General features: G+C 55.9%; 9 protein-coding genes. 1 reads left to right on the top strand and 8 read right to left on the bottom strand.

Going from position 1 to position 11,468, the window contains the following annotated elements; all coding sequences use genetic code 11:
- Positions 1–24: 24 nt before the first annotated feature.
- The 3 genes from tilS to dnaE form a co-directional block, all read right to left on the bottom strand.
- Entirely contained in the window at positions 25–1,395 is a 1,371-nt protein-coding gene (gene tilS / locus ACP3PW_RS14035) for a tRNA lysidine(34) synthetase TilS (RefSeq protein ID WP_426417357.1), read from the bottom strand.
- A 164-nt stretch (positions 1,396–1,559) separates the two neighbouring features.
- Positions 1,560–2,510, bottom strand: coding sequence for an acetyl-CoA carboxylase carboxyltransferase subunit alpha (locus tag ACP3PW_RS14030; RefSeq protein WP_426417356.1), 951 nt, complete (start codon positions 2,508–2,510; stop codon positions 1,560–1,562).
- Between the two features lie 199 nt (positions 2,511–2,709).
- A complete protein-coding gene (gene dnaE / locus ACP3PW_RS14025; protein ID WP_426417355.1) occupies positions 2,710–6,213 on the bottom strand; it encodes a DNA polymerase III subunit alpha in 3,504 nt (1,167 codons plus the stop codon).
- A gap of 143 nt (positions 6,214–6,356) precedes the next feature.
- Here dnaE and ACP3PW_RS14020 point away from each other — a divergent pair, with 143 nt between their 5' ends.
- On the top strand, positions 6,357–7,208 hold the full coding sequence (locus tag ACP3PW_RS14020) for a substrate-binding periplasmic protein (protein ID WP_426417354.1): 852 nt from the start codon (positions 6,357–6,359) through the stop codon (positions 7,206–7,208).
- Positions 7,209–7,225: 17 nt separating this feature from the next.
- On the opposite strand, the gene rnhB is transcribed toward ACP3PW_RS14020, so the two are convergent.
- From rnhB to lpxD, 5 genes are all read right to left on the bottom strand, one after another.
- Positions 7,226–7,834 carry a ribonuclease HII gene (gene rnhB, locus ACP3PW_RS14015; RefSeq protein WP_426417353.1) on the bottom strand — a complete coding sequence of 203 codons (609 nt, stop codon included), beginning with the start codon at positions 7,832–7,834 and terminating at the stop codon, positions 7,226–7,228.
- A gap of 2 nt (positions 7,835–7,836) precedes the next feature.
- A complete protein-coding gene (lpxB, locus tag ACP3PW_RS14010; protein ID WP_426417352.1) occupies positions 7,837–9,021 on the bottom strand; it encodes a lipid-A-disaccharide synthase in 1,185 nt (394 codons plus the stop codon).
- 62 nt (positions 9,022–9,083) lie between these two features.
- On the bottom strand, positions 9,084–9,890 hold the full coding sequence (lpxA, locus tag ACP3PW_RS14005; RefSeq protein ID WP_426417351.1) for an acyl-ACP--UDP-N-acetylglucosamine O-acyltransferase: 807 nt from the start codon (positions 9,888–9,890) through the stop codon (positions 9,084–9,086).
- A 2-nt stretch (positions 9,891–9,892) separates the two neighbouring features.
- Positions 9,893–10,336: a 3-hydroxyacyl-ACP dehydratase FabZ gene (fabZ, locus tag ACP3PW_RS14000; RefSeq protein WP_426417350.1), complete on the bottom strand. Its 444-nt coding sequence runs from the start codon at positions 10,334–10,336 to the stop codon at positions 9,893–9,895.
- 44 nt (positions 10,337–10,380) lie between these two features.
- Positions 10,381–11,415: a UDP-3-O-(3-hydroxymyristoyl)glucosamine N-acyltransferase gene (lpxD, locus tag ACP3PW_RS13995; RefSeq protein WP_426417349.1), complete on the bottom strand. Its 1,035-nt coding sequence runs from the start codon at positions 11,413–11,415 to the stop codon at positions 10,381–10,383.
- Positions 11,416–11,468: the final 53 nt, after the last annotated feature.

Raw genomic sequence — 11,468 nt, 5'->3', positions numbered from 1 at the left:
GGATACCAGAAGGCGCTAGCCAGCTCAATCCGAACCACCCCATTTTGGCACCTGCCATACCAGCTCGAATCCCTCCTCTTCAGAAGGGGCGGAAAAACCTTCCAACACTCCGATAGAGGGCACAGCTACCAGCTCTGTGCCGCAGATCAACAACGGCCAGCGATCCCGCAGCCAGGGCGGAACGCCCTGTTCCTGCATCAACTTCTTATAGGACTTGCTGCCCCGGCGACCGGCCAATTTGATGCGCTCTGGTTCAAAACCGTCGCAACGATAACCGATCCGCAGCGGACCCAGGTCGGTACAAAGCCTGTGCTTCTGGAGCGATGCCTGCCGGACGCGAAGTTGACCGTTATTAACCAGGGCCAGATCTCCCTCGCGCAAGAAAAAGGTTCCGCTTTCGCCAGGTGGGGCGAAGCGCTTGTGAACCACCAAAACACCCCGGTAGCGGTTTATTTCCCACCCTTGCCACTGTACGCAGGGATTGGCGTCGACACGACTATTGGCCAACGCTAGCAGCTGCTCGCATAGCGCCTCACCCGGAACCGCAACACCCAGCTGACGCAGCCAGAATCGCAGCAGATTACGCTGACGCGAAGGACTCTGCTCCCGAAGCGGCTGCCACGACAACATGGGGTAGCCGGACAGCCAGGCGTCCGGCGACGACACTTGGCTCGCGGCCAGGTCCAGGGCCGCCAACTGATCCAGCAGCTCAGCGTCACCCGCCATCCGCTGAGCCTGCCTTGCCAGACGGGAATCGATATCGGGCCATCGTTGCCGAAATGCCGGCAACACCCGGTGGCGCAAGTAGTTGCGATCGAACCGCAGCGACCGGTTACTTTCATCCTCAACCCAGCGCAGATCGCGGGATTTTCCGTAGTCGAGCAACTGGCTGCGACTGTGGTCCAGCAGGGGTCGCAACAACTCCCCCGCTCCCAGCTGCCGACGTCTCGGGATAGAACCCAAGCCCCGCGCTCCGCTGCCTCTTACCAACCGGTAAAGCAGGGTCTCCGCCTGGTCTTGCTGGTGATGGGCCAACAGGAAACAGTCGTTGGCCCCACAGTGTTGCGCCATCGCCTCATAGCGCGCTTCCCGAGCCTGTTCCTCAAGGTTTGCGCCCCGGGCATCAAGGGTTACAGGGACCGTTTCCAGTGGTACCTGCCAGCGCTCGCACAATGCCCGGCAATGCTGCTCCCAATCAAGGGCGTTAGGGCTCAACTGATGATTTACGTGCAGCGCAGAAAGACGGGCGATAACCCCCTCGCTGCGCAAGCGCTGCATCAGCTCGAGCAGCACGACCGAGTCCAGGCCGCCACTAAGAGCCACCACAAAGCGCCGCTCATGCAGCGGCGCGAGCAACGGTTTGAGATGATCGGGAGTCAGTTCGGTAACAGCCATGGCAAAAAGTATTAACCGCAGAGGTTGTTCAGCATAACAGATCTACCGGTCTCTATTGTGGCCATGCAAGAGCCCAAAGCCTGGCCCTGGGCCGCGCCACCCATTTTATGCAATAAAAAAGGCCCGGTGACGACAGATCAACCGGGCCTTTTTCCTGCGATGGTTTAACTGATACCGTATGAGAGCAGGCGCTGGTATCGGCGTTCTAGCAGCTCATCAACAGGCAAACCTGCCAGATCATCCAGTTGCGACAGCAAGGACGCTTTCAGGCTATTGGCCATCTGCTCCCTATCGCGATGGGCGCCACCCAGAGGCTCGCCGACGACCTGATCCACTATCCCAAAACCGTTGAGGCGATCTGCGGTAATACCCATCGCTTCAGCCGCATCGGGTGCACGCTCGGCGCTGCGCCACAGAATCGACGCGCAGCCCTCAGGAGAGATAACAGAATAGGTAGAGTACTGCAGCATCATCAGGTGATCACAGACACCAATTGCCAACGCGCCACCAGACCCGCCCTCGCCTACCACAGTAGAGATAATCGGGGTTTTTAATCGAGACATGACCGCCAGGTTGTATGCGATCGCTTCACTCTGGCCACGCTCTTCGGCATCGATACCAGGATAGGCACCGGGAGTATCAATAAAGGTGAGAATCGGCATCTTGAAGCGCTCGGCCATCTCCATCATGCGACAGGCCTTGCGGTACCCTTCAGGCCGGGGCATACCAAAATTACGGCGCACCTTCTCGCGAACATCACGCCCCTTTTGGTGACCAATCACCATCACAGGACGCCCTTCCAGGCGCCCTATACCGCCAATAATCGCCTTATCATCAGAAAAGTGACGATCGCCGTGCAGCTCATCGAAATCGTCAAAGATCAGGTCGATATAATCCTGGGTATAAGGACGCTTGGGATGACGCGCGATCTGAGCGATCTGCCAGGAGCTAAGCTCCTTGAAGATCGATTCGGTCAGGGACAGGCTCTTATCCTGCAGCCGCTGAATCTCGTCGTTGATATTCAGCTCGTTGTCACTACCAACCAAACGAAGCTCTTCTATTTTAGCTTCCAGGTCAGCGATTGGTTGTTCGAAATCAAGATAGTTAGGATTCATGGCGTTCCGTTTACCATCGCACCAGTTAGTGCGATTGGATTCAAGGGTTCACTGGATTTAGCCGCCCACCTTACGTGATTCAACTTGAGGAGTCGAGTTACAAAAAGTAAGCGATCTTGCCTCTCCCGTAATCATTCAGAAGCAGCTTTATCGGGAGTCCATAGAGTCCGTTACTATCAAACTTTACGGCCCACTGGCCTCAATTATAGCTAAGCATCACCTGATCCTTGCCATAGTGATCGCGCAACTCCTGCACCAGCTCATCACTGGGCTCTACCCGCCACGACTCCCCTAGAAGCAGGGTTGCCCTGGCATCATCGCGACGGTAATTAACCTGCACCGGAGTGGTTCCCGGATGATCACCAAACAGCTGGGCCAAAAACTGGGTAAACCCGTTTTTGCAGAGCGACTCGGGTAACTCCAGACACAAGAAGCGTGCATATTGCTGGCGCGCGTCCACCAGGCTCATCAGGCGCTTAGCCCGGACCTTAAGCGCTCCGGAATAATCATCAAAACTCACCTCCCCCTCGACAAACACCAAGGTATCCTTGGTGATCAGGTGCTGATACTCCTCGTAACAATCGGCGAACAAAGACACCTCGATGCGCCCGCTGCGGTCATCGAGGGTGATAAACGCCATCTTGTCACCGCGTTTGGTTCTCATCACCCTGGACGCCACGATCAACCCTGCCAGATTCTGGCTTTCCCGCGCGGGTTTGAGATCGTTGATACGGTTGCGTACAAAGTTGCGCAGCTCTTTTTCGTATTCATCGATAGGGTGTCCGGTAAGATAAATACCCAGGGTGTCTTTTTCCCCCTTAAGGCGCTCCTTGTCTGGCCACTCGCGCACTCCCATGAACTTTTCGTAGACGTTACTCTCGCCCACCGCGACCAGCTCACCGAACAGATCATCATGCCCACTATCCAAACTCTTGCTGGACTGATCTGCCGCCTTGGCAGCCTCCTCCATCGAGGCCAACAAAATGGCGCGCTTTTGCCCAAGACTCAAATCCCCGCCGGGTGCCAACTTATCCATTGCCCCCGACCGAATCAGGGCCTCCAGCACCCGCTTGTTGATCTTTTTGCCGTCCAGACGCTTGCAGAAATCAAATAGATCAACAAAGGCACCCCCCTGCTGGCGAGCCATCTGGATCGCCTCGATCGGTCCTTCACCAACCCCCTTAATTGCGCCGAGGCCATAGACAACCTCCTGCTGCTCATTGACGGTGAAACGGTATTCGCTACCGCTCACATCCGGCGGCACGATCACCAGTTTCATCTCCCGACACTCTTCGATCAGAGTGACAATCTTGTCGGTATTTTGCATGTCGGCGGTTAATACCGCAGCCATAAAAGCGGATGGATAATGGGTCTTTAACCACAGTGTCTGAAACGAGACCAGCGCATAAGCAGCCGAGTGGGATTTGTTAAACCCGTAACCGGCAAATTTTTCCATCAGGTCGAATATAGGCCCCGACAAGCCCTCATCAACGCCACGCCCCTTGGCCCCATCCATAAACAGCTCGCGCTGCTTGGCCATCTCCTCCGGTTTTTTCTTGCCCATCGCCCGACGCAGCAGGTCGGCGCCGCCCAGGGTAAAGCCCGCCATGACCTGCGCGATCTGCATAACCTGCTCCTGATACAGGATAATGCCGTAGGTGGGCTCGAGCACCGGTATCAGATCGTCGTGCTGGTAGTCGGGGTGAGGATAGGAAAGCTTTTCACGGCCATGCTTACGGTTGATGAAGTCATCCACCATTCCGGAGCCGAGCGGGCCCGGCCTGAATAGGGCCACCAGGGCGATGATATCTTCAAAGCTGCTCGGCTGCAGGCGCTTGATCAGATCCTTCATGCCACGGGACTCTAACTGGAATACCGCAGTGGTTTCCGCCCGTTTAAGGAGGTCAAACGAAGCCTTATCCTCCAGGTCGATCTCCATAATATTCAGAGGCGGCTCATCACTGAGCGCCCGCACTTTGTTGACCGTCTCCAGTGCCCAGTTGACGATCGTCAGGGTGCGCAAGCCCAGAAAGTCGAACTTCACCAGACCGGCCGATTCCACATCATTTTTATCGAACTGGGTCACCAGACCATGCCCCTGCTCGTCACAGTAAAGCGGCGCAAAATCGGTCAGTTTTGAGGGGGCAATAACCACCCCTCCCGCGTGCTTGCCTACGTTCCGGGTAACCCCTTCGAGCTTGAGCGCCATCTCCCAGATCTCACCCGCCTGCTCGTCGGTCTCGATAAACTCCTTAAGCGTTGCCTCCTGCTCGATCGCCTTACCGAGGGTCATACCCACCTCAAAGGGGATCATCTTCGACAGTTTATCGGCGAGACCGTAGGACTTACCCTGCACCCGCGCAACATCGCGCACTACGGCTTTCGCCGCCATGGTTCCGAAGGTGATGATCTGGGAAACCGCTTCACGCCCATAAGTCTGGGCTACATAATCGATCACCCGATCACGCCCATCCATACAAAAATCAACATCGAAATCGGGCATCGATACCCGCTCTGGATTCAGGAAGCGCTCAAACAGGAGGTCGTAGGGGATCGGATCCAGGTCGGTAATTTCCAATACGTACGCCACCAGCGAACCGGCACCGGAGCCCCGCCCCGGACCCACGGGAATATCGTTAGCCTTGGACCAGCGAATAAAGTCCATAACGATAAGGAAATAGCCGGGAAATCCCATCTGGATAATGATATCCAGCTCGAAACTGAGCCGGTCCTCATAGAGCTTTCGCTGCTCCTTACTCTGGTGTTCGTCGAGCCCTTCCAGCACAGGCTTGAGACGCATCTCGAGGCCCTCAAAACTGGCTTTACGAAAGAACTCATCCATGGTCATCCCATCCGGGACAGGGTAATCGGGTAGAAAATAGGTACCCAGTTGCACCTCAACCGTACAACGCCGGGAGATCTCCACGCTGTTTTCAAGGGCTTCTGGCAGATCGGCGAATAGCTCACTCATCTCCTGGGGAGATTTCAGGTATTGCTCTTCGCTGTAAAGTCGGGGCCTGCGGGGATCATCCAGCGCCCGCCCCTCTCCGATGCAGACACGGGTCTCATGGGCTTCGTAATCGGTTTTCTCAAGAAACATGACATCGTTGGTGGCGACCAACGGACAACCTGTGCGCTCAGCCAAGGTAACGGCATGGTGGAGATGATCTTCATCGCCGGCCCGCGAAGTGCGCTGTACCTCCAGGTAGAAGCGATCACCAAACACCTCACGCCACTCTTGCAGCAACTGCTCTGCATCACCGGTGTTACCCGCCAACAGAGCCTGTCCAATCTCCCCCTGGCGTCCACCGCAGAGTGCAATCAACCCCTCGGAGGCCTGTTTAATCCACTCACGCTGCACAATGGCAACACCCTGCTTCTGACCGTGCTGAAAGCCGCGGGAGATCAGCTCGGTCAGATTTCGATAACCCTCGGCATTAACGATCAGCAGCAGTATCCGGGTGGGAGGCAACAGCGGATCGAGGTTCTCGACCCACATATCGGCACCACAGATCGGCTTGATGCCCGCCCCCATTGCACCGGTATAAAATTTAACCAACGCGAACAGGTTGGATTGATCGGTCATGGCAACCGCGGGCATACCTTTCGATGCGACCGCACCCAGCAGCGGTTTCAGGCGTACCAAGCCATCGACCAACGAGTATTCTGTGTGCAGGCGTAAATGAACAAACTGTGATGACATAGGAGTAGGGCTGCCGAATCGAGGAGCCCTATCTTAGCAGTACCCAAGGCAATGGTTAACCGCTAGAATGTGCCAACTATTTGGTACCACCATACACTGGCAGGACGCTGTGTTTCCGGGAGCTTAACAGGGCCGACACCGCTATGCTGCACAGCTACTTTATTCCCTCCTTGCGATACCTAAGCGCGATGCTGGCACTGCTTTGCCTAAGCCTTCAGAGCAGTTTGGGCCTGGCATCCGCCAACTGCAGCACCCTGACCTTTAGCGGTAATGCCGAGTACCCCCCTATGCTGTGGCAAGACCCCAGCGATCCAGGGCGCCTGATGGGTACCGCTGTAGAGGTGTTGCAGATGGCTCTGGAGCCGATCCATGTCAAATTGGATGCGCGCTACGAAGGGCCTTGGTCACGAGCCCAAAGCAAAGCGCAGCAAGGTGATATCGACGGCCTCGCGGGAGCCTTCTACACTCGGCAACGCACCCGCTATCTCGACTATATTGAGCCCCCCCTGACGACAATACCCAGTGTTATCTTCGTACCCTGGAACAGCAAAATGCTGAAAGAGACAGGCGGCCGGCTCGATCAGTGGGATCAACTCAAAACACTACGCGGGGTCACTCTTATTAATAACAGCTTTGGGCAAGAGTTTGATAGCTACGCGAACCGAGAGCTTGATATCCAGTCCGTGCGTTCGATCACCCTGGCTTTTAAGACCCTGCTTGCGGGACGTTCGGATTACCTGATCTACGAGCTGCAACCCGGGCTTGCCTACAGCGATGCCATGGGCCTCACTGGCCAGGTTCGATTCCTCGCCCCGGAGATCAACTCAGAGCGGCTCTATTACACCATGGCAAAAGCCTCACCCTGCAACTCTGTGGCAGTTAAGCAACAGATCGCCCACTTCCTAAGCACCGCTATTGATGCGCAAAAAATTGAAGAGATCTCCCTCAAATACCGCCGCCTTTGGCAGCAACAGGTAAAACGACAACAGTATTAAGCCGGAGGGATCGCGGGTCAGCTCTTTGCGTCAAGCAAGCGCCGCACGGGGCCAAATGATTTTCTATGGCTAGGGGTTACGCCCAACCGTTGTAGCGCCTGCAGATGGAGCTTGGTCGGATACCCCTTGTGCTGAGCGATCCCATAGCCCGGATAACAACGATCCAGCGCTACCATCTCACGATCCCGAGTGACCTTAGCCAGAATTGAAGCCGCGGAGATCTCCGCAACAAGACCGTCACCCTGCACGACCGCCTGGGCTTCACAGGGTAACTGCGGGCAACGGTTACCGTCGATCAACGCCAAGTGGGGCTGCACACTGAGGCCGGCTACTGCTCGCTGCATCGCGAGCATGGTCGCGTGCAAAATATTCAAACGGTCGATCTCTTCGATCGAAGCCCGTGCCACACACCACGCCAGGGCATGCTGCTGGATAAGCTCAAATAAAACTTCCCGGCGTTTCTCCGTCAACTTCTTGGAATCGTTCAGCCCCTCGATCGGTTTTGCCGGATCCAGAATAACCGCTGCCGTGACCACATCACCGCACAGGGGACCGCGCCCCACTTCATCGACACCGGCCACAAGGCGCAGGTTATCGGAACTACTTTCGAACAGGGAAAACTGCACCGTTACTCCCGAATCAGCGACAGAACCGCCTCGGCGGCCGAGTTACTGGCATCGCGTGCCAGCAATTCGTGAATTTGACAGTATTCGGCTTGCAGCTCCGCCCCCCTTTGCAAGCTCGCCATCAGTGCCTCGGCCAAGGCTTCGGGGGTCGCTGCATCCTGAATCAACTCAGGCACCAACTCTCGCTGGGCCAGCAGGTTAGGCAGCGAGAGGTAGGGGATCTTCACCAACCAGGAGGCGATGCGGTAGGTAATCGGCGCTACGCGATAAGCGACAACCATGGGCTTCTTTAAGAGGGTCGCTTCAAGGGTAGCGGTTCCGGAGGCGATCAAAATACTGTCAGCTGCCGCCATCGTCTCACGGGATCGACCCCGAATAAGGGTAATATCCAGTTCAGGCACCCAGTGTGCACACAGCTCTTTAACCTGATCGTAACGCGATTCATTGATACAGGGGATCACGAAACGGAAGTTCCCCGTCGTCGCACAACGTTTCGCCGCCTGCAAAAAAAGTGGCGCCAGCATCGCTACCTCTCCCTGCCGACTACCGGGTAACAGCGCCAACAGCGATTGTCCGGGTGCCAACTCAATGCCTAACTGTTGGCGCGCTGCCAGTGTATCGGTTTCCATGGCAATGCTGTCTGCCAGTGGGTGCCCGACAAACGTGACCGGGACATTGTGCTCGCGATAGAACTGCGCCTCAAAGGGTAACAAGCACAGCATGTGATCCACGGAGCGCGCAATCTTGACGATACGCTTCTGCCGCCAGGCCCAGACCGAGGGGCTAACGTAATGAGCCGTAGGAATTCCCGCCTGCTTCAGTTTAAGCTCAACCGGCAGAGTGAAATCTGGTGCATCGATCCCAATAAACAGATCCGGTGGATTCTCCAGCATCTGCTGCACCAGCTGTTTGCGTATAGCGAGGAGCTCTCGCAAGCGACCCAGCACCTCAACCAGCCCCATAACCGACAAGCGCTCCATCGGCACCATCGACTGCGCCCCCTCTGCCAGCATCAGCGGACCGGCTATGCCTTCGAAGCGAGCATTGGGGTAACGCGCCAGGATCGCTTTGATCAAGCCGGCACCCAAGATATCTCCGGAGGCCTCTCCCGCCACGATACCCACACGAATGGGACGGTCAGAGGGACACACAGCAGAGGAGGAGGCAGAAGAGGAGGAGGCGTCCATAGTGCGCTGATCCTTAGTAGATAAATCGGTGAGCACCGAGACAGGCACCCACCGCAAACGGACTAGCGAACGATGCCGCGAGTGGAGCGTTTGAGAGAATCGATAAACAGTAGCAGTTCCGGTTCGGGATCTTCGATAGCCTGAAGCTGCTGCAGTGCAACCTCTAGCGTCAAGCCTTCCCGGTACACGGCCTTGTAGGCTTTACGCAGCCGTTGCAACAAGGGTTTGCTATACCCGCGACGTTTCATCCCCTCAAAGTTCATGCCGTTGGCTTTGGCCGGACTACCGGCGGCAAGAACAAATGCAGGAACATCTTTAAAGATAATGGCTCCACCACCGCACATGCTATACGCACCAATGTGACAGAACTGGTGCACCCCGGTCATGCCCGACAAAATAGCCCCATCGCCAACATGGACGTGGCCCGCTACGGAGGCGTTATTCGCGAAGATACAACCACTACCAATAACGCAGTCATGCCCCACATGAGCGTAGGCCATGAACAGATTGTCGCTGCCAATACGAGTCAGGCTTTCATCCTGCACAGTACCACGGTGGATGGTGCAACCTTCGCGAAAAACATTATTGTCACCCACCACCAACCGCGTGGGCTCACCCGCGTACTTCTTGTCCTGGCAATCCTCCCCGACCGAGGCGAACTGAAAAATTTCATTATTGCGTCCGAGGATCGTCGGACCTTTCACCACGGCGTGAGAATGGATCACCGATCCCTCACCGATCTCGACATCAGCCCCTATCAGGGTCCAGGGACCTATCTCTACGTTGGCGCCGATAATGGCACCAGAATCAACAATGGCCGAATCATGGATTCGGGCGCTGGGGTGAATACCCGTGGGGGCCTGGCTCAAGATCAGAGCTCCTTCTTTGCACAAATAATTTCAGCTGAGCTGACAACTTTACCATTAACCAGGGCTTTGCAGGAGAACTTCCAGATATCACGCTTCTGGGTAATGTAATCCGCTCGCAGGTCGAGTCGGTCTCCAGGCACTACCGGTTGCTTGAAGCGCACCTTATCAGCGCCCGCAAAATAATAGACCGTATTGTCCTCTTTCTTCTTGTCGCTCATGCGAAAACCAAGAATGCCTGCCGCCTGCGCCATCGCTTCAATAATGAGGACACCCGGCATGATGGGGTGGTCCGGGAAGTGGCCATTAAAAAAGTCTTCGTTGCCACTGACATTTTTGTAGCAATCGATGCTGTTGTTTTCCAGGTCAACATCCACAACCCGATCAACCAACAAAAAGGGGTAACGCTGGGGAAGGTATTCCTTAATCTTCTCAATATTCATTATCACGGATTATCGCCTGCCTTTAATGTGTGAAAACCACCGACCATGGATTACGTCTGGTTATTCTCGAGTTGTTTGAGTCGTTTAGCCATATTATCTAACTGACGGAAACGCACTGCCTGTTTGCGCCACTCCCGTACAGGCATAACCGCTCCGGCTCCGGATGAGTACACGCCGGGTTCAGTAATCGATTTGGTCACCGTGCCCTGCCCCATAATCTGAACATTATCAGCGATGCTAAGATGTCCAGCAAAACCTGCCTGCCCCGCAATAATACAACCCTTACCAATTTTGGTGCTGCCCGAAATGCCCACACAGGATGCGATGGCCGTACCCTCTCCGATCACCACGTTATGAGCGATCTGAATCAGGTTATCGAGCTTGGCACCGGCGCGGATCTCGGTGTTATCAAGTGCGCCTCGATCGATCGATGTGTTAGAGCCGATCTCAACATCATCACCGATCAGCACCCCCCCAATCTGGGCGATCTTGTGCCAGCCACCCGGACCCGGAGCAAGGCCAAAGCCGTCACCGCCGATGACGGCACCGCTGTGGATTATACATCGCTTGCCTATGGTGACACCGTGATAAACCACAACATTTGGAAAAAGATGAGTCTGCTCACCCACTACAGAGTCGGCACCAACTACGACGCCAGCATCCAATCTCACTCCTGCAGCGACCTGTGCTCCGGCCTCAATCACAACCCGGGCACCGATGGCAGCGGTAGAGTCGATGCAAGCCGACGGATGCACAACGGCGCTATCGTGAATTCCAACCTGCCCCCGTGGGCAGGGGTCGAACAGATGGGACAACGTGGCATAACCGAGGTACGGGTTAGCCAATACCAGGGCATTGCCGCTAAACTGCTCGGCCGCCTTGGGCGTTAACAGCACGGCTCCGGCCTCGGTAGACTCCAGGTAGCGCCCATAAGCGGGGTTGGCCAAAAAACTGAGCTTATCTGCGGTCGCGGTCTGCAGGGTCGCGATACCATCAATACGATAGTCCGGGTCACCCTTCACCAAGGCATCAATTCGAGACGCCAGTTCGGCCAGGCTATAGCTATAGCTACTGCTTTCGTTCATTACACTTCGCTCCACCCTGAATCACCCCTCACGCCGAAGTATGGTACCCCGCC

This window comes from Aestuariirhabdus sp. LZHN29, assembly GCF_049985285.1.
Lineage (GTDB): Bacteria > Pseudomonadota > Gammaproteobacteria > Pseudomonadales > Aestuariirhabdaceae > Aestuariirhabdus.
This window is presented reverse-complemented; position numbering and strand designations above follow the sequence as displayed.

Bases quoted from the DNA above. Each gene is read 5' to 3' on its own strand.
- tilS (WP_426417357.1), bottom strand. From the start codon at position 1,395: ATGGCTGTTACCGAACTGACTCCCGATCATCTCAAACCGTTGCTCGCG.
- ACP3PW_RS14030 (WP_426417356.1), bottom strand. From the start codon at position 2,510: ATGAATCCTAACTATCTTGATTTCGAACAACCAATCGCTGACCTGGAA.
- dnaE (WP_426417355.1), bottom strand. From the start codon at position 6,213: ATGTCATCACAGTTTGTTCATTTACGCCTGCACACAGAATACTCGTTG.
- ACP3PW_RS14020 (WP_426417354.1), top strand. From the start codon at position 6,357: ATGCTGCACAGCTACTTTATTCCCTCCTTGCGATACCTAAGCGCGATG.
- lpxB (WP_426417352.1), bottom strand. From the start codon at position 9,021: ATGGACGCCTCCTCCTCTTCTGCCTCCTCCTCTGCTGTGTGTCCCTCT.
- lpxD (WP_426417349.1), bottom strand. From the start codon at position 11,415: ATGAACGAAAGCAGTAGCTATAGCTATAGCCTGGCCGAACTGGCGTCT.